A 20449-nucleotide genomic window follows, 5' to 3' on the forward strand; every position below is an offset into this window, starting at 1 on the left:
TTATTTATAAGATTTTATTTTTATAGACCTCAAGGGTATCAAAACAATAAATACATATCGAATTATTTTTATTTTTTATTGACAAACGATAAATATTTATTTATTATAATAATAACATTATAGAATTGAGGTTGATAAAATGAAAAAAAATCCTATCCCTAGAATCTTACATATGATTGTAATTTTAGGAATAACTCTTACATGTATAGTTCTTTTAGGAGCACCAGCTATCACTACTGCTTTTCTTAAAAGTCGATTTTCTATGTCAGATGGTAAGTTAGTAATAACTATTGCAACTTGTATTTATTTCTGTGCAGTTCCATATGTTATTGCATTATTTAAATTAAAAAAACTTTCTAGTTTAGTTGTGAATAATAATCCTTTTTCTATGGAGAGTGTTAAATCACTAAATGTAATTTCAATATGTGCTTTTATTGAAATCATTATTTTTATTGCTTGTACAAGTTACTTGAAATACTCAGTGGAATTCTTCAAAAATATTATTTTAGGTGGTCCTTATATTGTTCTTGCATTTCTTTGTGTGACAATAGGACTTTTATGCTTAGTATTATCACAGTTATTTGAGATTGCAATAAAAATAAAAGAAGAAAACGATCAAACAATATAGAAAGGAATGCTGATATGCCGATTATAGTAAATCTAGATGTAATGATGGCCAAAAGAAAGATTAGTTCTACTGAGCTTTCTCAAAAAATGGGTATAACCATGGCTAATCTTTCAATTTTAAAAAATAACAAAGCAAAAGCAGTTCGTTTTACTACCCTAGAATCCTTGTGTAGAATTTTAGATTGCCAGCCTGGCGATATATTAGAATATGTAGAAGAAGATGATGAAAGATTAAAATAAAAGGAGAAGTTTTAATGAAAAAATATCTTATAAGTTTAATATCATTTATTTTAGGTTTATGTTGTTTCTTAATATATTCCATCATAGGATGCAAAGTAGCCCCTGATGGTACTCTTGTAGAACCATTTTACTTAATACCAATAGGTTATTTATTCATTGCTATAGGTATAATTATTGCAATAACAGTCAACATAATATCACGCTTACGTTCGTTAAAAACAAATGGATAATTAATAATGCACAATGGAAAACAATGTAGTTTCTGCCTTTCAAGGCGGAAACTACATTGTTTTATTTTTTAGACCAAGAAGGTTTTACTCATTTTATCTTGAACTAAAATATTGTATTTAAAGTACAATGTTTGACCTAAATTGAAGCTAGTATCCCACTATTGCCTAAGAAATAATAGAATTAAAATTTCTCGAAGAGAAATGTCAATCATTCTCCATTATCAATTATACATTATACATTTCTTCTAAAGTTTTCTGCTTTAAACTATGTTTTTAATTTTTCTCATTCCACAAACTTATATCCTACACCCCAAACAGTAATAATATGCTCAGGTTCTGAAGGATTCTTCTCTATCTTCTCCCTAAGATTCCTCATATGAACTGTTATTGTTGGTATATCCTTATCAGAATCATATCCCCATATCTTCTCAAATATAAAGTTCTTAGTGAACACCCTATTTGGATTAGATGCAAGAAGATTTAAAAGATCATACTCTGTAACAGTTAATGATATCTCTTTGTTATTAAGTAACACCTGTCTTGTAGTTCTGTTTATGATTAAATTCTTAAGAATAATCTTATCCTCTTTATCCTCTGCTGCAGTTGATGAATTTTTTAATATGTTATACCTTGTAATGTGTCCTTTCACCCTTGCAACTAATTCATTAGGACTAAATGGCTTTGTCATATAGTCATCAAGCCCTAGACCGAATCCCCTAACCTTATCAATATCACTTGTCTTCGCACTTACTACTATTATTGGTATATCCTTCTCTTTCCTAATCTCTCTGCATATATTGAAACCATCTATTCCTGGTAACATTAAATCAAGAATAATAAGATTATAGTCATTGTTAATAGCTGCTTCTAGCCCTTTTTCTCCATCTGTAATTATATCTACTTCCATTTCATAGGCTTCAAGATAATCCTTCTCCACCTCTGCAATACCTATATCATCTTCAACAATCAGAATTTTATTCTTCAATATTATCAACTCCTCTCGGTAGTTTCATATTAATGCATAGTCCTGTGAACTCTTCATTTTTCCCTTGTTCAGCCCATACTACACCTTTATGCTTCTCTATTATTTCCTTTACTATTGAAAGCCCTAAGCCATAACTTCCGCATTTCGTTCCCCTAGACTCATCTTCTCTAAAGAATCTATTAAATATATTTTTAAAGTTATCATTGTGTATACCTTTCCCATTATCTGATACCGATACCACACAGTAATCATCTTTTATCTCAACATCAAATAATATTCTTACAGGGATATTTCTAACATATTTTATTGAGTTCTGAACTAAATTCATCACTACCCTTCTCATCATATTTATATCAATATAGCATTCAATATCTTCCTTACACTCAAATCCACTTACTAACTGTACATCATTATCTTCAAAATCAAGCTCCATTTCCAATATTAAATCATTTAAGAAACCTTTAATGCCAACTTTAGTTAATGTAAACTTCTCTTTACTAAAATCCAAATCAGATAATAAGGAAAGTTGTGATATCATCTTTTCAATATCCTCAGTTTTATTATTAATTGATTCTATATATTTATTAAGTTTCTCAGGAGTATTAGCAATACCATCAAGTATACCATTTGAATGTAACTTAATAGATGTTATTGGAGTTCTTATATCATGAGATATATTTGCCAATAATTCTTTCCTGTGAAATTCATATCTTTCCTGTATTTCTTTTGATTCTCTTAGTTTGTTTATCATCTTATCAAAAGCTTTAGCAACCTCATCTATCTCTACTACAGCACTTTTTTCAATTTTATAATCATAATTTTCATCAATTATAGCATTTGCAACCTTCTCCATCTCCTCTATAGGTTGAATTACCATTTTCTTTATTCTTCTATTAAAGTACTTGCTCAACCCAAGAAATATAATTAATGATATAGCTTGGAGCCCCCAAAAATGTATTGCATCTTCCTTATAAAGATTAAAAAAATCATTGAAGGTACTATTTTTTGTTATACACATAAAACCAATAAAATTTACTCCCTCAAGTAACATTCCTAACCCAAAAACTGCAACAGTTAAATGTATTAATCTCCTTCTTAATCTCATATATTTTTCTCCTGCTTTTTTTCTTTATTATACAACAATAAGACTAACTATAGAGAATCCGTAGTTAAACTTAATTTATATAAACTCAAATTCTCAGTGTTTTTTGAGTTTTGAGTTTGTATAAATGTAGTTTTAACTAAAAATCTCTATATGATTAGTCTGATCGTCTTTATTGTTAATGAATTATTGTTATACTATTTTATATTTAATATCATACCTGTTAAGAATGAAAATAACCATATTGTCCATACACCAAGGCTAAACTTATGGAATTTTACCATTAACTTTTCATTATTCTTAACAAGTACTATTGTAGCCCAAATTGCATGGAATAACATTAATACTATTGCAAGTGCGCCAGTAATACCATGAATATCAAATTTAAAACTTTCACTTATAATTGACATCATTGTTGTTCCCGCTGTATCAAATACAAATCCGATCCAGAAAAAAGCTAAATTCTTTTTAGTTAGTTTCCCTGCTATCTTCTCTCCCCAAACACCTACTGAATAGCATATAAGTGCTAATATCATTGCTATAATTGCCATAATCAACATCATTAAAAATCATCCTTTCTTAAGTAAATTTTAACTATACTCATCTGTTATATTTTTTATTAAGCTTGTATATTTTTATTTTGCTTCTTAAATACTCCGTAATAGGCAATAAATGCCGCGACCAAGTATGCTACAGTCTTTGGTATCATTAACATTCCTACAGTTGGATTAATATGAGCAAATAGTATAACTGGAATATAAAAACCATAAGAAATTAAAATCATAATACCAATCCACTTAAATGTATTATCTTTTTCTTTTCTTGCGCTATTTAGGAATAACCCTGCAACACCCAATCCTAAAATCAATAAAGGTATATTTCTATAGATTGCCCAATCAAATGGTGCTACAGCACTTGTCCATTCATTCCCTGGTAAAAGCACTACTACTAATCTCACTATACCACTAGCAAATAATATATGTGTAAAACAATTATATTTCTCATTAAAACGAACCTTCCAAATTATTAAAAGTAAAACATAAAAAAATGTTACAGTTATAGCTGTAGCATACTTACCATAACCTAATAGAGCAGCACTTTCAGCAAGGCCATCTTTAAAATATGCAACAACCCTGAAACCAACATGCCCTGTGTCACCGATTGCTAAAAGAGCAAAAGTCCATGCCACAAGTTTTCCTAGTTTAGTTTCTTTTGAATTTAATCTAGCAGTATTCTTAAACATATTAAATACAACTATCCATAATGTAACTAAATATACTATATTAAATAACGTCTCCATAATTTCTTTCATTCTAAACTTACCCCCTATGCTTCATTATGAAATTTAGTTCCTTCATTTAATATTATGATATCAACCACATTCAAAGATATTTGAAAGTAATTCTAAAGAAATTCTAAAGATTTATCATATTAAGTTAAAAACATTAAAAATTACTCAATTTTTAAACAAAAAGGAATCAAATTTATTTTAAAAATTTGATTCCCTCTTTATATTTATATCAATTACTTTCCAAATAATTAAAGATAATTAGAACTCTTTATATAGATATTTTATTGTTGGAATTACTTCCCATCCAATCGTTGTCCAAAACTCCTCTGAACCTGGATTCTTGGTGCTTATGAAAAGAAATCCTGTAGTAATTCCTATCGCTCTCAATGCAGATAAAGACCTTTCTTCCATTCTTCTGCCTATTGAATTTCCTCTGTATTCTGGGTAAACTGCTGTATGGTATATAGATCCCCTTCGTCCATCATGTCCACACATAAGTGCTCCTACTAACTGTCCATCTTCTGTATATGCTACTGTGCTTAAATCAGGGTTTCTCTTCAAATACCTCTCTATACTTTCCTCAGTATCAAATCCTGTTGAGAATCCAGCATTGAAAGATATCCTCCATAATTTTAGAGCTTCAGGTATATCAGACTCATTCATAACTCTTATAATTATCTTATCACTCATAGCTCCACCTCGTTTCATTTTTTTGGTGCATTTTATATAATACCATAAAAGGATTTATTTTCAAAATAATTTATGTCAATTAAATTTTAATGAATTTAAATTAACCTTTGTTGAATTCTGTATTTCAAGGGTGTATAATATCTAATAATATTTACAATTATTCTATATTATGTATTTATAGTATTTTTAGTATTTAAATCATATTCTTTATGGAGGTCTTTATCTATGCCTATTCTTTTAACATCTAATGGAATAACTAGCCAAGCAATTATTGATAAGTATACTGAATTATTTAATACTGGATTTAAGAAAGTAGCAATAATTGTAACAGCTGATCCTGAATATAGAGAAAAAAACCGAAAGGCAGTATGTACAAGAAAAGAACTTGAAAACATAGGATTCCATCCTGATTTTTTCGATATAGAATTTTCTTCACCAAGTTTATTATTAAAATATGATATTTTATTCTTTATTGGAGGAAACCCATTCTATTTATTAAATCAGATACAAAAAACTCATACTGATAATATACTCTATGAGCTTATATCCAAAGGTAAGATAATATCAGGTTCAAGTGCAGGGTGTGTAGTATTAGGAGAAACAATTGCATTAATTAATGAATTTGATCCTCAAATGAACAATGGAATTGGATTAACTGATTTTAAAGGTATTGGTCTAACAAATATTAATTTATGTCCACACCATACAAAATATATTAACCGTTATGATAATTTTGAAGAACGTATTTGTCTTGTTGAGGAAACTCTTAAGATTGAAATAACCCGTATAAATGACGGTGAAGCATTAATTATTGATAATGGACAAGTGATTAAAATTTAATTTTAAAAGGGTGGAGATTATATGAAGAGAAAATGTTGTAAGAGAAATTGGAAATGTTTGATTAAGGGCGAGTTAGCATCAATAAATTATCTCATTAACCAAATGAGTACAAAAACTAAAATTATTTGTGTATTAACCATTTTAGGTTTGATTCTGCTTCGTAAGTTCTTTTATTTTGCTCTGGTTGAATTTATAGGATGGGCAATTATCCTGGGCATTGGTAGTGGCATAGGCTTCTTGTTAATGAATTTGAAGAAACATTTAAAACATAGATAAGTAATTACAAAAGATTGTCTCATAAATAGAATGATTTCTATTTTGAGACAATCTTTTCCCAGCTATAAAACGCACTATCAATATATATCCCCTTTTCTGGTATTGTGTTAGATACCTTAGAAACTATAATTTGGAATACAGAAAAGACAATCCAAAAAATAAAATTCACCATAGTGAACTCTCCCTCCACTTACTCACGCTGAAGTGGGGGCTTCTTGGTATATCCAAGAACTTTTCCTGCTTCACAGATTTCGCAATCTACTTTCTCCACAGGCAATCCCCGTAAGACCTACGGTTCTTATTTTTTTAGGCTATTTCTAATAACCCTTGCTTCAAGATATTCCTACTGGCATTTATATCCCTATCATGAATGCTATCGCATTTAGGACTCTTCAAGAATTATAACTTGATTATCGCTTATAATTCTTTTAGATAACTTATGGATGAAGTCTAATCTTTGATTAGATATACGTTCATGTAGTCTAGCAACCTTTATTCTTTGATTATTCCAATTGTTACTGCCTTTTTCTTTACTACTTAATTTTCTTTGTTCCTTTGCCAATTTATCTAATGACTTTTTTAGATACTTAGGATTTTCAATCTTTTCACCATTTGATAATATTGCAAAATGACATAACCCTAAATCTATACCAATATTCCCCGAGATTTTTTTTAATGGCTCTATCTTTGTTTCAACACATATAGATACAAAATATTTACCACTTGATGTTTTAGAAACAGTAGCGTTTATTACTCTACCTTCAACATATCTATGAATTTTTGCATTAACATATTTCAATTTAGGCAGTTTTATTTTATCTTTTTTTATTTCAATATTGTTATTCACAAAATTACTTGTATATGATTTATAGTTTTCTCTTTTACTTTTGAATTTTGGTCTGTCTGCTCTACCTTCAAAGAAATTTTTGAATGCAGCATCAAGATTTCTTAGTGACATCTGCAGTGATGTACTATCAACTTCTTTAAGCCACACAAGTTCTTTTTTCATACTTGGTAATTGATTTTGTTGTTCTGTATATTTCATACATCTTTTTTCAGCTTTATATATTTCATTCCTTTGGTTTAAGAAATGATTATATACATATCTTGAACAACCAAAAGATTTTTCAATAATCTTTTTTTGATTTTCATTTGGATATATTCTGAATTTATACGCTTTGTTGATTTTCATTACTTTCAACACCTTTACTCTTCAACACAATCATAATGAATCTTAAGAACATTCATTCTTATTATTTCACATTTATATTTTTTTATTCTTTAGGAAATTGAAAAGTTTCATAAGGAAATTATCACATGAAATGTTGCTTATATCATTAAGTTGAACGTTTGTGTAAAATTGACCAATGCAATTTCTAAAGAATAAAAAAATGAAGGGGTTGTAGGGGAAGTATTCCCCTGCCGGTTTAAGGAGGGTGCTCAGCAACGTTAGTTGCGTCGAAGGGAACCATAGGGTTCCATAGCGAAGCGCGAAGCGCCTTTTTTATCCATGTAAAAGTATTAAGATTACGCATTCATCTCCCACTTATAGAAGATGGGAAACTTCTGCTAGTTACGTTAAACGTCATACTAAAATATTTATGATAATAATTCAAGTTCGTTATACTCTCTGAGATAAACAATATTATCCATAAAACTAAAAAAACATACCAGAATGTTATACTCTTCTTTAGCTTTATTATCTTTTTACCTCTTATATTTAAAAAATTCATTAATACACATATAAAGCTTAATAATACTGCTATAAATATAATTAACAATAGTTATGAAATAGTCATTCTTAATCCTTACTTCCCAAATAATCATCACAAATCTTCACAACATACTTATGTATATTTAAAGTTCCTTCTAAGTCATCTACTTCCAGTGAATGTCCTGCATTTTTAATAATTTCAATATTTATATTTTCATTTCCTTGAATAATGTCTATACATTCTTGTCCAAATACTTTATCCTTTGATCCAATTATTACAGGTCCTCCATATTTATTTATAAAAGGTATGGTATATTTAATTGGAGTCAAAAAAATATGCTTAATATTAATATCATTAATCATATCTGAAACCTTGCCTGATATAACCGTACCTATACTTTTTCCAGCAAAAATAATTCTATTGTATTTTTTTTGTTCCCTACACTTATTTATAGCTCTAAAAGCTTCTTTAGCAGCCTTTCTTGTTTTTTTACTAAAATCACTATCTGATAAAGTACTACCATAATTTATACACAAAACATCATGCCCCTTTAACAAAGCACCTTTTTTAATATAGTGCAATATGGGTTTATCACAAGTATATTTTCCTCCAGGGTATAAAACAACTAAAGTCTCTGTTTTCTCAGTATGATTAATATACAAATGATTTATTTCTTCTTCTAAAGATATTCTAATCTTAATATATGATTTTTCTATCATGTAACTCCCCCTGTTTGGTTATTTAAAGAGACTTATAAAATTTCATAAGCCCCTTAATAATTACCCATTTAATATAATTATATCAAATAAAAACAATTATTGGATTATATATTTTCATAGTAAAATCTCCGTAACCATTTTTAAATCTTAGTACTGATTAACCCCTCTCTATTTATTGATTTCAAACTTAATATGACTAATAAGCTACTTTCCACGAACCTCTTCTGGTAAATTACCCTTAAAAATCTCTATAATATTTTTTGAAATTGAATATTTGCAAAAACGTAAGAACAAAATAACTATGAAATAATGAACATATATATTAGGAGGACTACCAATGGATGATTTAAGTTTAGTAAATGTAAATAAATTAGGTATAGTTGCTGAAGGACATGAGGAAATAAAAAAATCTCTTGAAGGACAGTTTAGAGGTGAAACTGGTGAAATAGGATTGTATTTAGCTATGGCTAATATGGCTCAAAGAGAAGGTTATCCTGAAATAGGCGAAGTTTTAAAAAGAATCGCTTGGGAAGAAGCCGAGCATGCAGCACGATATGCCGAATTACTTGGTAAATTTTCTTGTATTACAAAGGATAATTTAGAACAAATGCTCCAAGGTGAGAAAGGTTCTAATAAATATAAAACTGAACTAGCTGCTAAATGTAAAGAATCAAATCTTGATGAAGTGCACGATTTCATAAATGAGGCAGCTAAAGATGAAGCTAGACACGCACAAATGCTAAAAGGAATGTTAGATAGATATTTTAGTTAATAGTTGGAGGATTATTTATGAGTAAAGTTGTTTCAATTGAATATTGTTCCTCTTGAAACTATCTACCAAAGGCTGTTAGCCTTGCAAATTATATTCTAGAAGAACATAAAACCTTAATATCTTCATTAAACTTAATTCCTTCTTCAGGTGGAGTTTTTAAAATCAGATATAATAAAGATCTGTTATTTTCCAAAAATGATTATGGTAGATTTCCTGAAGAAAATGAAATAGAAAAATTACTAAAAGAAAAAATAAATATCTTATAAAATCTTAAAAAAGGTACTGTCTAGAAATATTAAACTTCTTCTAAAACAGTACCTTTTTTGCTTATTCTATTTATTTTTAATAACAGGAATCCATATCTCTGTAATAAACTTGTCCTCGCCTAAACTATAATACATCTCAAATTCTGGTCCACCTGAATGTTCATATCCTGAAGTTGGGAACCACTCTGGATAAATTCTCTTCCAGGTTGCATGTATCATTTTGGTCCCCTCTTCTCCTGTATAAGGACCAATAGGGAAAACCACCCAAGTGCATTCTGGTACATCAAGCTTTACAAACTTATCATCCACTCCTCCTTCTGGTGTGCTTTTGCAAACCATATACTTAAATGTTCCATCTTTTTCATGACCATACTTTGCAGCATTGAACATTACTTCATTCCCTTTTGCTGCCTTAGATATACGTTCAAGCCCTCCATTCTTATCTAATTCCATCCAGAATTCTGGTATTTGTTTATAGCATTCTCCATCAACCAAACTAACTGTTTTCTCCAAACCAAATACTGAAAAAGCATCTTTCTTTTCAATTTTAAAATTCATACATTCATCTCCTCTAATCGATATATGGAAGGAAATTCGTGAATATGACTTCAGCTGCACACCCAACTTTCTTGCTTCTGTAGGTGTTACTCCATGGTGTCTTTGAAAAGCACGTCTAAAAGCATCTGGTGATTCATACCCATATTTCATACCTAGATCAATTATCTTTATGTCACTGTTTTGAAGTTCAAATGCAGCTAAAGTTAATTTTCTCCTGCGAATATACTCTGATAAAGGTATTCCAATAATGAAGGAGAACATTCTCTGAAAATGATAAGTTGAACAATATGCTTTCTTTGCAATCTCATCATAATCAATATTTCCTTCAATATTGTCCTCAATATATTCCAACGCTTCGTTCATTCTATCCAGCCATTCCATATTAATTTCCTCCTACGATTACAAGTATATACTTTATGAATTCTTCAGACCCGACATTTAGTGCACCAAAATGTAGGTACATCTTTTTTTAATTTCCAATAAACACATTATATTACATATATATTTTTTAACCAAGCCTCTCTACATATTATACCCCGAACCGTTTATTTACTTTTATAGTAATTCTGTGTATAATACAAAATAAACCATTACTAGATATAAAGGGGATTAAATTATGAACAAATTAGAGGATAAATTATTTAAAGAAGGTTTGATTGAGGGGAATATTTCAAAGTTAAAAAAAATTGCTAAAGTAGACGTTCACAATCACTGTGGACTAGGTATGAGATTCTCTACCTACAATAAATGGGCTGGTGGTAATGTTGTTCCACCACCAAAGAAAATGGATGGAATAGCAGGAATTGATGAATATATATTTGGTGAAACAGCTAAATTCATTAAAACATCTGAGGATATTGAATTTTTAATTGAATCAACTGTTCTTGAAGCTATCGATGATGGAGTTAAGATACTTGAACCAAGTATAGATTGTCACTGGATAACATTATTTAAAACTCACCAAGAATATTTCAGTACTATTCTAAAAATAAAAAACAAGTATAAAGAACTTATAGACTTTAGACCCGAAGTTGGATTTGCAAAATGTGTACCCACTGAGAATCTAGATAACTTTTTGATTCCTTGCATAGACAGTGGATTATTTAACTCAATAGATTTATATGGTGATGAGTCATTTGATGATTTTGAGAAGTTTAAAGAGTATTATGTTTATGCTAAAAATAAAGGATTAAAGCTAAAGGCTCATGCTGGAGAATTTACTGGACCTGAGTACGTTAGGAATGCAATTGAAGTATTAGAATTAGATGAAGTACAACATGGTATCGGTGCTTCTACAGATGATTACTTATTAGATTTTATTAAAGAAAGAGACATTAGACTAAATATTTGTCCAAGTAGTAACTTTATCTTAGGAGCAGTAAGTGATATGAAATCTTACCCTATAAGAAAATTATTTGATAAAGGTCTTAACCTATCAATTAATACAGATGATCTACTTCTATTTGATAGTGGTGTGTCTGAAGAATTCCTATATCTATACAATCATGGAGTTCTTGATGCAGATGAATTAAATGAGATTAGAAAAATGTCATTGATATAGACTTATTTTGTATCATAAATCAATTGATTGCTTTATTCATATATTATCCTTCTATTATAATGCATGGTTTAATTATAAATTGACCACAATATAAATGGAGGCGATTATATATGAAAAAAATCCTTTATACTTTATTAGTAATTTCACTTTTATCAATAGTAAGTTGTCAAAGAATAACAACAAATAATACAAATAAAAATAATGACAATACTATTCCAAAGATAGAAATTAGAGGTGTTGTAACTGATATAACTGTTATTGAAGACGGTATTGAAGTGCTTATAGAAAGTAAAATGGATGAAGGAACTGATTATGATAAAGCATCTGTGGCAATCAACTCAAAAACTAAGATATTTAAAGGACAGGAAGAACTTACAAAATTACCTGATGACATAATCAAAATCGGTGATACATTAGAAGTGGATTTTGACGATGCTGTAGCTGAATCCTATCCAGTAAAGGGAACAGCTTTAATAGTTAGAATTATTGAATCTCCTGAGATTTAAAACATTTATTGTGAGAACAATTGCTAAACAGCAATTGTTCTCTTTTATTTAGATTATTTAGAACACTCATCAATTAATGATTTTATAGTTTTTATCACCAATTTAGGATCATCTTTATGTATTGCATGACCTGAATTATTAGCAATAATACGTTCACTTTTGCTAGAAAGCTTTACTTGTTTCTCTTTTAATTTATCAATTTTTTTATGAAATACCTTTGCCTCTTCTTCTGGTATATGATTTCTTATTAATTTCTCATCACTAATATTTCTATCGCAAATCATGACTTTAAGAGGTACATCACATGTGAAGCTTTCACCATCAATAACTATATTATGGTTTCTCAAACTCTCAAACTCACTCCACATTGCATGAAATGTATCAGGTTCACTGAATATCCCTTCATTTCCTTCTTCTATTAGTTGTTTTTTAGTCTTTAGAGACATGTCCTTTAAATTTTCAATTTGCTTATCAGTATTATATTTTTTATCTATTGAGATTATTTTTTTCTTAAGTATTTCTATTTCTCTATATTCTAAAGGAGAAGCATCAACTAATACCATCCCCTTAATTTTGTCTGGATTTTTCATAAGAAGTTTCTGTGCACATGCTCCACCAAGTGAATGAGCAACCAATATTATCTTCTCATGAATCCCTTCAACTTTAAGTAACGCTTCAAAGTCTTTGACAATTTCATCAAGACCTCTTTTTTCATCTCGATTAATAGAACTTCTTCCATATCCTGCTCTATTATAGAGTATAACAGTGTTTTCTTCTGATATTTCCTCTGCTATATGTATCCAATCATTTATACACTCACTTAATCCAAATTCGAATATTACCGTATTAGCTCCGCTTCCTTTTCTCAACACCTCTAACTGCTTATCCCCAATATTAACTAGTTTTTTATTCATTTTATTTGCCCCCTTTTTCTTTTGTCCGCTCCATTCTTCTATATACTCACATGCTTTCCTATTAATAATTTAATTAATAACCAACTCATCCTCTATTATATATCATTTTGTATTAGCTTTACTATAATACAAAACATCGTCAGTGTATTTATATTACTAAAAACTCCTGTAATTCTCCTCACTGAACAAAAAGGATAATAATAACTTTTATAGAATTAATAACTTATTAGGGCGACAAAATTCTTTGTCTGTAGATTCAAATAAGCTTAATGTATTTATTATTAAGTTGAAAAACATAATAACTGGGGGATGAAAAATGGAGAAAATCTTAAAAAACAATCAGAAGCTTGAAATTAGGAAAGCACGTGTTGAAGACGCTGTAGATTTAAATGAAATGTTAAAAACTATAATATTAGAAACTGAGCATTTTGGTCTCGAGCCTGAGGAATTTCATATTACTGATGAAGAACAAACTCATACAATAGGAATGTACTCTCAAGCACCAAATGCGATTTTGTTGGTAGCTGTTTTAGATGGAAAAATAGTAGGAAACTTATCCTTCAGAGCTGGTTCTCTGAAAAAATTTGCCCATACTGGTGAATTTGGTGTGCAAGTATTAAAAGATTACTGGAATATGGGAATCGGTAAAGAACTTCTTAATTATCTAGTAAATTGGGGAAAAGAAAATGAACATATACAAAAGATAAGCTTAAGAGTAAGAACTGACAACACAAATGCTATACATGTATATAAAAAGTTAGGATTTGAAGAAGAAGGCATCTTAAGAAATGAAATGATGTGTAATGGCGTTCTATATGACTTAATGTATATGGGACTTTTAGTTTAATTATAAATTGATGTAGTCTAAAAAAGTCTGTGTAAATCCACACAGACTTTTTTAACTTTATAAGAGAACTTATTTTTTCAATCTTTCCGTAAATAAATCATAGTATTCAACTCCACTTTTCATAAATACACTTTCAAAAAAAGTTACTTTTTTGACCTTCTCTACAAAACAATTATCTTCCATAGTTTGTGTATCATAACCATTTAATAATTCAATATTTCTCCCTATAGTTATATGCGGTTTATACACCCTTCTTTCTTGTTTTAGTCCGATTTTACTTAGTTCATTACTAAGTTCCTTTTGTAATTTTATGAGCTTATCATTCTTTTCAACCTTAGCGAAAAAAAGCCTCTTATTATTATTTTCAAAAAAACTTATTCCTTTTACTTCAATATTAAATGCATGGAATTTACTTACTACTTTTTTTATTATTCCTTCTACTTCTTTAACTTTATTTTCGTTTAATTCCCCAATGAAGTTAAGGGTAATATGTAGATTCTCTCTTTTAGTAAATCTACCGCAGGCACAATTATCTTCTAACTGGCTTTGCATTCTTGCTAGAAATTCTTTTAACTCACAGCTTAATTGAATACCTATAAAAACCCTCATCTTATAATTCTCCTCTTTCTTTTTATATTCTATTTTATTCTATATACCTCTATATCATTCTATGGACATATTTTTTAAATTTAAAGCTTAATAATTTTTATACATAGTATATTTTGATTTCAAAAACCTTATTTCCATTCATGATATCATATTACCCAAAGCATACACTTGTATCGCTTTCATTTTACTCAAATTTTCAACTTTACGAAATCCCAAATTAATATCACGAATATTCCACCTCAATAACCCTCTTTCTATTCTTTTTCTCTTGTTTTTCTTTATTCAAAACACATATATTATTCAAGTAAAACCAATCACAACTAATGTTAATTCTATTATTTTACTTTTTACAACATTTTTTCTTATTTATCTTGTAATTTCCCCTTTTTTCATTTATTATATATTTATGCAAGAATCTGAATATAGAAATTTCATTATACATAATTTTCGACATTTATTATACTATAATCTTTATGACATATTCTCTTTATTTGTGTACAAGTAAGTTTCAATATTTGGATTAATAAAATTATTAAAGGAGTGGTTTAATAATGAAAAACCAAAGAAACATTTTTTTCGCCTTAGTACTATTTTTTTCTGTATCCCTTTCTTTAGCATTCCCAACTTCCGCTAAAGCTGATACTGGAACACATTATTCTGACGTACTAGCTGTACTGCAAGCATCTGGAGGGGTAATAAATAACGCTGCTTATACTACTTTAAATGACTTCGTTACTGAAAAAAATAATCTTCCAAGTTCTTCTTGTGTTAAAGATAGTAATGGAAATGATTTATTATCAGGAGGCAAATATTATTTTGTAGTATCACAGGGACATCTTTATAGTTTAATAGATGCTGATATCCAAAATGCTGAAAATCGTGGTATAACTTATGAAACATGGTTAGGAAATCAATATACAATATTAGCAGATGACCTTGGAACACCTGTACAAGTCTATCATAAAGATTGGAAAGGTATTGATGGTATAAAAATTGGTAAAGGTGACGAAGTATATTTCAAATTTAGTACAGATGACAGATACTTTGATTTCACAAATGGTAATGGATGGGGAGATATATGGTTAGAATCTAATCCAGACGGTGGAGTTGCTACATTAGAACAATATAATAATAGAAATGTATTTGTTAAAACAGCTACTGTAACAAGATATTATGATAAATACGGACGTATGTGTGACTGGTATGAAGCTGATAGAACTATTACTTCAAATGCATGGTTCGGATTTAAATCTGGTACTTTCTTTAACACTGATAAAAGATGGCTAGGTTCCGAATTCTACGTATCTCCATGGCAGCCTGGTTCATTTATATTTGTACCAGCCCCTAATGGTGGCGGTGGTGGTGGAAGTTTTTAATCTTCCTTAAAACTTTTTAAAGTTCATCTGAAAATTCTACATAAGAAAAGCATGTTTTGTCCACTACCAACTGGATCAAAACATGCTTTATTCAACTACTATATATTTTCAAGAATTACATCTAGTCCTTCTTTTATCTTTACATTTGCATTAATTGTAAAATTATTTTCCACTTCATTTCTATTGGGATTCTCCCAGGTCAAAATATCTATGCTCGTTGAAAGTAAAGCAATCACTAAAGCCATTCCAGCAATAATCCCTTTTAATGTACTCTTCATCATTAGCTTTACCCCCTAATTTCTATCATTGTTTATACTTTTAAAAAATAATTAATTTCATAAAAGCAATAGGTTTTTAACATGAAGATATTATAATTCATTAGATATTTCATAACAATATTAACTTGATGGGTAGAAAACATTAAAATGGAAATCTAACATTGATGAAAGTCCAGATAAAATATTAACTATATAATAATGAATAAATAAAATTAGTAGATTCTAATGCTTGAAAGGTATTTACTTTATATTGTAGAAATAATTATATATTATATAGTTATAATAGGAGGGATATCATAAATGGGGAATAAAAAAGAAAGTACTAATTCTGTTAATTACGGTCTTATAGGTTTAACACTCTGTTCTGGTTTAGGGGTTGTTGGTGGCGTTCTTCTTAACAAGCTTCCACTTGGTATTATTATTGGATTTCTTCTTGGATTATTTGTTTTTGGTATATCAAGTTCAATAAATAATAAAAAAAATAACTAACTCATATACTATTGACTATAACGGAACGTAATAGTTTATACTCATACTTGAGGTGATAATTAAATGAAAGAAATGATTACTGTAAATGAGGTTTCAAAGCTTGCAGGCATAAGCATTAGAACTCTACATTATTATGACGAAATAGGATTATTAAAACCGCAACATAAAACAAACTCGAAATATCGTTTATATAGTGGAAAAGACATTGAAAAACTATGGCAGATATTATTTTTTAAAGAACTTGATTTTCCTCTATGTAAAATAAAAGAGATAATAAATAATCCTGAATTTGATAAGAATGAAGCTTTAAAAAAACATAAAAAATTATTATTGGAAAAAAGAAAACGAATAGATAAGATTATCACTTCAATTGATGAAACTATTATGAAAGGATTTGAAATTAATATGATCAAAACATTTAATAATGAAAACTTTGAAAAACATAAAGAAGAAGCTATAGAAAAGTATGGTAATACAGCAAAACAATCATATAAAAGAACATCAAAATACAGTAAAACTCAGTGGGAAGAGATAAATGAAGAAGCAAATACCATATACATTGGACTTGCTCAAAATATGGATAAAGGAGCTTCTGATGAAACAATTCAACAATTAGTTGACCAGTGGAAAAATCACATAACCAAATATTATTATGATTGCACACTAGAAATTTTTAAAGGCTTAGGACAATTATATGTTGAAGATGAACGTTTTACAAAAAATATAGATAAAACTAAAAAAGGTTTAGCTTATTTTATGAAAGAAGCTATGGACTACTATTGCGAAAATAATTAAGTAATTTTTATCATTAAAATTTCAATATTTGTCTAAATTTGTTTATTCATTTAAATTTATGTGCTATTATCATTATATACCATAACAGATTATGAAGGTAAGGTTCTTTGCTTTGCCTTTTTTCTATAAGGAGGAAAATTAATGAATTTAAGAACAAGTAATCTCGTAAAAGCTAGTTTATTTCTTGCATTAGGACTTATCTTACCATTTATTTTTCATTCAACAGGAGTTCCTGGACAAGTATTTTTACCTATGCATATACCAGTTCTTTTATGTGGATTTATCTTAGGACCACAATATGGTGTCATGGTAGGAATCGTAACTCCATTATTAAGCTCACTACTAACAGGAATGCCTCCATTATTTCCAATAGGTGTATCAATGATTTTTGAGTTAGCTACTTATGGTTTAGTAGGAGGATATCTTTACAGAAACAGAAAAATAAATTTATATATTTCTTTAATTATTTCAATGATTTCTGGAAGACTCATAAGTGGTATAATGAAATATATACTTATGGTTGGTACAGGTAAAGCTTTTGTATTAAAAGGATTTTTAATCGCATCTTTTGTAACTTGTATTTGGGGTATAGTTATTCAATTTATATTGATTCCATTAATCCTTAGCTTATATAACAACCATATTAAACATGAAAGCACAGGGAGGATTTCCGGTTAAATGAATGACAGAGACTTTTTTAACAGTGTAGCAGCTAAATGGGATGAAATGTGCACCCATGATGAAAATAAAATCAAAGAAATATTAGAGCTTTCTGAAATACATATAGGTGCGAAAATTCTGGATATAGCAACAGGTACAGGAGTTTTAGTGAAATACCTATTAAATAAATCTCCAAAAATTATTAAAGCTGTAGACATTTCTGAGAACATGATTGAGGTTGCAAAAGAAAAATATGATGATACCAGAGTAGAGTTTATTGTAAGTGATGTTATGGAATATAATGAAAATGAATTTGATTATGTATTTATTTATTCAGCATATCCACACTTTAAAGATAAACAGAAACTATTTGATCACATATTTAACCTTATGAATGAAAATGGCAAACTAGTAATTGCTCATTCTGATAGTAAAGAAAAGATTAATGCAATCCACAGCAACACAGAAAGTGTAAAAGAACATAAGCTTGCACCTGTAAAAGAAACAGCTGAATTAATGAGTAACTATTTTAAAGTAGATATTATGGTTGATAATAATGAAATGTATTATATAAGCGGAATTAAGAAAAGCTTCTAGATATCTCAGAAGCTTTTCTTTTATACCTTAATTCAAATAATTTCTTTTTTCCTATTATAATTTTCTATGCAAGACAAATCTTTGATGTGGATAATTAAACTCCTCTACTAATTCATCTTCAACAAATCCAAACTTCTTATATAAGGGTCTAGGAGCTATTCCCTTTACATCCCCTTCTATAAAAGTTGTAACAGAGATGTCAACATCATCTGGAAATAATTCAAGCATTTTCGTAATCATTGCAGATGCAATTCCTTTTTTTCTATGATCTGGATGTACTGCCATACAAGAAAGACATTTTGAGTTATAAGAAAATATTAAAACTCCTACAACCTGTCCTAACTTCTTTACACAAATAGCAGTTTCTCTATTAATATTTTTAATCACTGTTTGTCTATAACTCTCGAATTGCTCTAAAGTTTTTAAACCTGGGAAATTGTCTTTAACAATTTCAATCATTCTCATCCAAGAATCTAAATCTTGAGTTTGTGCAAACTGAATGCTATATTCTTTATTCATTTATTTTCTCCTCCTATATACTCTTTTATGTGTCTAATACGTTGATATTCGTACTATATATTCTTTTTCATAAAGTAATACTTATGTTCCGAAGGGCAGTCATCCAATACCCCAAACACTTCATATCCATGCTTAAGGTAAAAATCTTTTGCTTGAAAATCAAAAGTATCTACATGAATTAAATTGCAGCCTTTTTCTTTTGCAATTTTCTCAACTTCATTTAAAAGTACCGAACCATACCCATTTTGTCTAAATTCCTCTTTAACCCACAAAGCACCTATATGAAGGCAATTCCAACAATATAATAAACTATTTATTCCTGCTCTAATATCTCCATCAATACCTTTTATAACTCTATTAATTGGTAAAAAAGATGGTTCTTGCGTAAACGGAACTTTACTTGCATTATATTCAATTATCCCATTATTAACCACCTTACATTCATCTCTTGTACTTTCCTCCATAATATAATTTTCCACATTTAATTTCCCCCAGTTTAATTTATAATTTTTTGTAGGATTCAAAATTCCATTAAATATATTTGTTTATTTATAAATTTTATTTCTATTTGCATATGCTAAATATTGCCGACAACTATATTATACAATAACAGGAAAATAATACTAGACTTTTAATTTCTAATATGTTATGATGTATAATGTACTGTGCCTAAAAACAGATAAGCCAAACATTTAATAATGTTTGGCTTTTTTTATGTTTATTATTCAGTTATTTCTGTCCCAGAAATCTTCATCTTATTAACCCTTTATTATCCCAACTTTTCTTTACATTCTCTCTTAAAAAATCTTAAGCCCCTGCCTTTCGGCTATAAACCTTTTTGGGGTTCAAGTTTTTCTGCTACTCTTGTTATAAACTTTACTTACTACTCTACCTAAGAAGCTAGCGCTTTTAAACCTTTAACACGCTTGTAAACCTTAGACCAAAAGATTTTTGATTTTTAACTGCTTAATAGAATAAAAAGTGGTT

The 20449-nt window shown here is 28.9% G+C and carries 29 protein-coding genes; 15 read left to right on the forward strand and 14 right to left on the reverse strand.

What is annotated here, in order from left to right:
• Positions 1-139 precede the first annotated feature (139 nt).
• From OW730_RS24300 to OW730_RS24310, 3 genes are read left to right on the forward strand one after another with little or no spacing between them, the layout of a single operon-like run.
• Entirely contained in the window at positions 140-628 is a 489-nt protein-coding gene (locus OW730_RS24300) for a DUF2975 domain-containing protein (protein WP_271226639.1), read from the forward strand.
• A 14-nt stretch (positions 629-642) separates the two neighbouring features.
• Positions 643-867 (forward strand): helix-turn-helix domain-containing protein, encoded by a 225-nt coding sequence (locus OW730_RS24305; protein ID WP_271226640.1) that lies wholly within the window; start codon positions 643-645, stop codon positions 865-867.
• A 14-nt stretch (positions 868-881) separates the two neighbouring features.
• Positions 882-1097: a DUF3955 domain-containing protein gene (locus OW730_RS24310; RefSeq protein WP_271226641.1), complete on the forward strand. Its 216-nt coding sequence runs from the start codon at positions 882-884 to the stop codon at positions 1095-1097.
• Positions 1098-1380: 283 nt separating this feature from the next.
• Here the strand turns inward: OW730_RS24310 and OW730_RS24315 are convergent, their stop codons facing one another.
• The 5 genes from OW730_RS24315 to OW730_RS24335 all read right to left on the reverse strand — a co-directional run bounded on the left by OW730_RS24315 (position 1381) and on the right by OW730_RS24335 (position 5165).
• A complete protein-coding gene (locus OW730_RS24315) occupies positions 1381-2082 on the reverse strand; it encodes a response regulator transcription factor (RefSeq protein ID WP_271226642.1) in 702 nt (233 codons plus the stop codon).
• A complete protein-coding gene (locus OW730_RS24320) occupies positions 2072-3187 on the reverse strand; it encodes a sensor histidine kinase (protein WP_271226643.1) in 1116 nt (371 codons plus the stop codon). Before OW730_RS24320 ends, OW730_RS24315 begins: the two co-directional genes overlap by 11 nt.
• A gap of 194 nt (positions 3188-3381) precedes the next feature.
• Positions 3382-3744 (reverse strand): HsmA family protein, encoded by a 363-nt coding sequence (locus OW730_RS24325; RefSeq protein ID WP_271229625.1) that lies wholly within the window; start codon positions 3742-3744, stop codon positions 3382-3384.
• A gap of 59 nt (positions 3745-3803) precedes the next feature.
• Complete coding sequence (locus OW730_RS24330) at positions 3804-4496, reverse strand: hypothetical protein (RefSeq protein WP_271226644.1); 693 nt, start codon at positions 4494-4496, stop codon at positions 3804-3806.
• A gap of 237 nt (positions 4497-4733) precedes the next feature.
• A complete protein-coding gene (locus OW730_RS24335; RefSeq protein ID WP_442945389.1) occupies positions 4734-5165 on the reverse strand; it encodes a GNAT family N-acetyltransferase in 432 nt (143 codons plus the stop codon).
• A gap of 225 nt (positions 5166-5390) precedes the next feature.
• Here OW730_RS24335 and OW730_RS24340 point away from each other — a divergent pair, with 225 nt between their 5' ends.
• On the forward strand, positions 5391-6005 hold the full coding sequence (locus OW730_RS24340; RefSeq protein WP_271226646.1) for a Type 1 glutamine amidotransferase-like domain-containing protein: 615 nt from the start codon (positions 5391-5393) through the stop codon (positions 6003-6005).
• A gap of 21 nt (positions 6006-6026) precedes the next feature.
• Positions 6027-6281 carry a hypothetical protein gene (locus OW730_RS24345; protein WP_271226647.1) on the forward strand — a complete coding sequence of 85 codons (255 nt, stop codon included), beginning with the start codon at positions 6027-6029 and terminating at the stop codon, positions 6279-6281.
• A gap of 37 nt (positions 6282-6318) precedes the next feature.
• Here OW730_RS24345 and OW730_RS24350 read toward each other — a convergent pair whose 3' ends face one another.
• The 3 genes from OW730_RS24350 to OW730_RS24360 form a co-directional block, all read right to left on the reverse strand.
• The gene (locus OW730_RS24350) at positions 6319-6453 is read right to left on the reverse strand and encodes a hypothetical protein (protein ID WP_271226648.1); all 135 of its coding nucleotides are present in this window, start codon (positions 6451-6453) and stop codon (positions 6319-6321) included.
• Between the two features lie 210 nt (positions 6454-6663).
• Entirely contained in the window at positions 6664-7473 is an 810-nt protein-coding gene (locus OW730_RS24355) for an RNA-guided endonuclease TnpB family protein (protein WP_333781241.1), read from the reverse strand.
• A 609-nt stretch (positions 7474-8082) separates the two neighbouring features.
• Positions 8083-8715, reverse strand: a complete 633-nt coding sequence (locus OW730_RS24360; RefSeq protein ID WP_271226649.1) for a hypothetical protein — start codon at positions 8713-8715, stop codon at positions 8083-8085.
• A 337-nt stretch (positions 8716-9052) separates the two neighbouring features.
• Here OW730_RS24360 and OW730_RS24365 point away from each other — a divergent pair, with 337 nt between their 5' ends.
• Together OW730_RS24365 and OW730_RS26880 are read left to right on the forward strand one after the other, a co-directional pair.
• Complete coding sequence (locus OW730_RS24365; RefSeq protein ID WP_271226650.1) at positions 9053-9487, forward strand: ferritin-like domain-containing protein; 435 nt, start codon at positions 9053-9055, stop codon at positions 9485-9487.
• A gap of 17 nt (positions 9488-9504) precedes the next feature.
• Entirely contained in the window at positions 9505-9753 is a 249-nt protein-coding gene (locus tag OW730_RS26880; RefSeq protein ID WP_333781242.1) for a SelT/SelW/SelH family (seleno)protein, read from the forward strand.
• Between the two features lie 66 nt (positions 9754-9819).
• On the opposite strand, the gene OW730_RS24375 is transcribed toward OW730_RS26880, so the two are convergent.
• Entirely contained in the window at positions 9820-10692 is an 873-nt protein-coding gene (locus tag OW730_RS24375) for an AraC family transcriptional regulator (protein WP_271226651.1), read from the reverse strand.
• 235 nt (positions 10693-10927) lie between these two features.
• Here OW730_RS24375 and OW730_RS24380 point away from each other — a divergent pair, with 235 nt between their 5' ends.
• Entirely contained in the window at positions 10928-11872 is a 945-nt protein-coding gene (locus OW730_RS24380; protein ID WP_271226652.1) for a hypothetical protein, read from the forward strand.
• Between the two features lie 110 nt (positions 11873-11982).
• A complete protein-coding gene (locus tag OW730_RS24385; RefSeq protein ID WP_271226653.1) occupies positions 11983-12378 on the forward strand; it encodes a hypothetical protein in 396 nt (131 codons plus the stop codon).
• Positions 12379-12431: 53 nt separating this feature from the next.
• Here the strand turns inward: OW730_RS24385 and OW730_RS24390 are convergent, their stop codons facing one another.
• Positions 12432-13292 carry an alpha/beta hydrolase gene (locus OW730_RS24390; protein WP_271226654.1) on the reverse strand — a complete coding sequence of 287 codons (861 nt, stop codon included), beginning with the start codon at positions 13290-13292 and terminating at the stop codon, positions 12432-12434.
• 316 nt (positions 13293-13608) lie between these two features.
• Here OW730_RS24390 and OW730_RS24395 point away from each other — a divergent pair, with 316 nt between their 5' ends.
• Positions 13609-14139, forward strand: a complete 531-nt coding sequence (locus OW730_RS24395; protein ID WP_271226655.1) for a GNAT family N-acetyltransferase — start codon at positions 13609-13611, stop codon at positions 14137-14139.
• Between the two features lie 69 nt (positions 14140-14208).
• Here the strand turns inward: OW730_RS24395 and thpR are convergent, their stop codons facing one another.
• A complete protein-coding gene (gene thpR / locus OW730_RS24400) occupies positions 14209-14748 on the reverse strand; it encodes an RNA 2',3'-cyclic phosphodiesterase (protein ID WP_271226656.1) in 540 nt (179 codons plus the stop codon).
• A gap of 551 nt (positions 14749-15299) precedes the next feature.
• Between thpR and OW730_RS24405 the strand changes: the two genes are divergently transcribed.
• Positions 15300-16124, forward strand: coding sequence for a hypothetical protein (locus OW730_RS24405; protein WP_271226657.1), 825 nt, complete (start codon positions 15300-15302; stop codon positions 16122-16124).
• Positions 16125-16222: 98 nt separating this feature from the next.
• Here the strand turns inward: OW730_RS24405 and OW730_RS24410 are convergent, their stop codons facing one another.
• Positions 16223-16405 carry a hypothetical protein gene (locus tag OW730_RS24410; RefSeq protein ID WP_271226658.1) on the reverse strand — a complete coding sequence of 61 codons (183 nt, stop codon included), beginning with the start codon at positions 16403-16405 and terminating at the stop codon, positions 16223-16225.
• A 297-nt stretch (positions 16406-16702) separates the two neighbouring features.
• Here OW730_RS24410 and OW730_RS24415 point away from each other — a divergent pair, with 297 nt between their 5' ends.
• The 4 genes from OW730_RS24415 to OW730_RS24430 all read left to right on the forward strand — a co-directional run bounded on the left by OW730_RS24415 (position 16703) and on the right by OW730_RS24430 (position 18943).
• Positions 16703-16891: a hypothetical protein gene (locus OW730_RS24415; RefSeq protein WP_271226659.1), complete on the forward strand. Its 189-nt coding sequence runs from the start codon at positions 16703-16705 to the stop codon at positions 16889-16891.
• A gap of 63 nt (positions 16892-16954) precedes the next feature.
• Positions 16955-17686, forward strand: coding sequence for a MerR family transcriptional regulator (locus OW730_RS24420; RefSeq protein ID WP_271226660.1), 732 nt, complete (start codon positions 16955-16957; stop codon positions 17684-17686).
• A 141-nt stretch (positions 17687-17827) separates the two neighbouring features.
• Complete coding sequence (locus OW730_RS24425; protein WP_271226661.1) at positions 17828-18364, forward strand: ECF transporter S component; 537 nt, start codon at positions 17828-17830, stop codon at positions 18362-18364.
• The gene (locus OW730_RS24430) at positions 18365-18943 is read left to right on the forward strand and encodes a class I SAM-dependent methyltransferase (RefSeq protein ID WP_271226662.1); all 579 of its coding nucleotides are present in this window, start codon (positions 18365-18367) and stop codon (positions 18941-18943) included.
• A gap of 54 nt (positions 18944-18997) precedes the next feature.
• Here OW730_RS24430 and OW730_RS24435 read toward each other — a convergent pair whose 3' ends face one another.
• Together OW730_RS24435 and OW730_RS24440 are read right to left on the reverse strand one after the other, a co-directional pair.
• On the reverse strand, positions 18998-19462 hold the full coding sequence (locus tag OW730_RS24435) for a GNAT family N-acetyltransferase (RefSeq protein WP_271226663.1): 465 nt from the start codon (positions 19460-19462) through the stop codon (positions 18998-19000).
• Between the two features lie 53 nt (positions 19463-19515).
• Positions 19516-19941 carry a GNAT family N-acetyltransferase gene (locus tag OW730_RS24440; protein WP_271226664.1) on the reverse strand — a complete coding sequence of 142 codons (426 nt, stop codon included), beginning with the start codon at positions 19939-19941 and terminating at the stop codon, positions 19516-19518.
• Between the last annotated feature and the right edge of the window lie 508 nt (positions 19942-20449).

Origin of the sequence: Oceanirhabdus sp. W0125-5 (assembly GCF_027938815.1) — a bacterium.
In the GTDB taxonomy this organism is placed as follows: domain Bacteria; phylum Bacillota; class Clostridia; order Clostridiales; family Clostridiaceae; genus Oceanirhabdus.

Bases quoted from the DNA above. Each gene is read 5' to 3' on its own strand.
- OW730_RS24405 (WP_271226657.1), top strand. From the start codon at position 15,300: ATGAAAAACCAAAGAAACATTTTTTTCGCCTTAGTACTATTTTTTTCT.
- OW730_RS24415 (WP_271226659.1), top strand. From the start codon at position 16,703: ATGGGGAATAAAAAAGAAAGTACTAATTCTGTTAATTACGGTCTTATA.
- OW730_RS24320 (WP_271226643.1), bottom strand. From the start codon at position 3,187: ATGAGATTAAGAAGGAGATTAATACATTTAACTGTTGCAGTTTTTGGG.
- OW730_RS24330 (WP_271226644.1), bottom strand. From the start codon at position 4,496: ATGAAAGAAATTATGGAGACGTTATTTAATATAGTATATTTAGTTACA.
- thpR (WP_271226656.1), bottom strand. From the start codon at position 14,748: ATGAGGGTTTTTATAGGTATTCAATTAAGCTGTGAGTTAAAAGAATTT.
- OW730_RS24300 (WP_271226639.1), top strand. From the start codon at position 140: ATGAAAAAAAATCCTATCCCTAGAATCTTACATATGATTGTAATTTTA.
- OW730_RS24340 (WP_271226646.1), top strand. From the start codon at position 5,391: ATGCCTATTCTTTTAACATCTAATGGAATAACTAGCCAAGCAATTATT.
- OW730_RS24345 (WP_271226647.1), top strand. From the start codon at position 6,027: ATGAAGAGAAAATGTTGTAAGAGAAATTGGAAATGTTTGATTAAGGGC.
- OW730_RS24360 (WP_271226649.1), bottom strand. From the start codon at position 8,715: ATGATAGAAAAATCATATATTAAGATTAGAATATCTTTAGAAGAAGAA.
- OW730_RS24310 (WP_271226641.1), top strand. From the start codon at position 882: ATGAAAAAATATCTTATAAGTTTAATATCATTTATTTTAGGTTTATGT.
- OW730_RS24410 (WP_271226658.1), bottom strand. From the start codon at position 16,405: ATGATGAAGAGTACATTAAAAGGGATTATTGCTGGAATGGCTTTAGTG.
- OW730_RS24435 (WP_271226663.1), bottom strand. From the start codon at position 19,462: ATGAATAAAGAATATAGCATTCAGTTTGCACAAACTCAAGATTTAGAT.
- OW730_RS24385 (WP_271226653.1), top strand. From the start codon at position 11,983: ATGAAAAAAATCCTTTATACTTTATTAGTAATTTCACTTTTATCAATA.
- OW730_RS24350 (WP_271226648.1), bottom strand. From the start codon at position 6,453: ATGGTGAATTTTATTTTTTGGATTGTCTTTTCTGTATTCCAAATTATA.
- OW730_RS24355 (WP_333781241.1), bottom strand. From the start codon at position 7,473: ATGAAAATCAACAAAGCGTATAAATTCAGAATATATCCAAATGAAAAT.
- OW730_RS24365 (WP_271226650.1), top strand. From the start codon at position 9,053: ATGGATGATTTAAGTTTAGTAAATGTAAATAAATTAGGTATAGTTGCT.
- OW730_RS24425 (WP_271226661.1), top strand. From the start codon at position 17,828: ATGAATTTAAGAACAAGTAATCTCGTAAAAGCTAGTTTATTTCTTGCA.
- OW730_RS24380 (WP_271226652.1), top strand. From the start codon at position 10,928: ATGAACAAATTAGAGGATAAATTATTTAAAGAAGGTTTGATTGAGGGG.
- OW730_RS24325 (WP_271229625.1), bottom strand. From the start codon at position 3,744: ATGTTGATTATGGCAATTATAGCAATGATATTAGCACTTATATGCTAT.
- OW730_RS24420 (WP_271226660.1), top strand. From the start codon at position 16,955: ATGAAAGAAATGATTACTGTAAATGAGGTTTCAAAGCTTGCAGGCATA.
- OW730_RS24305 (WP_271226640.1), top strand. From the start codon at position 643: ATGCCGATTATAGTAAATCTAGATGTAATGATGGCCAAAAGAAAGATT.
- OW730_RS24390 (WP_271226654.1), bottom strand. From the start codon at position 13,292: ATGAATAAAAAACTAGTTAATATTGGGGATAAGCAGTTAGAGGTGTTG.
- OW730_RS24395 (WP_271226655.1), top strand. From the start codon at position 13,609: ATGGAGAAAATCTTAAAAAACAATCAGAAGCTTGAAATTAGGAAAGCA.
- OW730_RS24335 (WP_442945389.1), bottom strand. From the start codon at position 5,165: ATGAGTGATAAGATAATTATAAGAGTTATGAATGAGTCTGATATACCT.
- OW730_RS24375 (WP_271226651.1), bottom strand. From the start codon at position 10,692: ATGGAATGGCTGGATAGAATGAACGAAGCGTTGGAATATATTGAGGAC.
- OW730_RS24430 (WP_271226662.1), top strand. From the start codon at position 18,365: ATGAATGACAGAGACTTTTTTAACAGTGTAGCAGCTAAATGGGATGAA.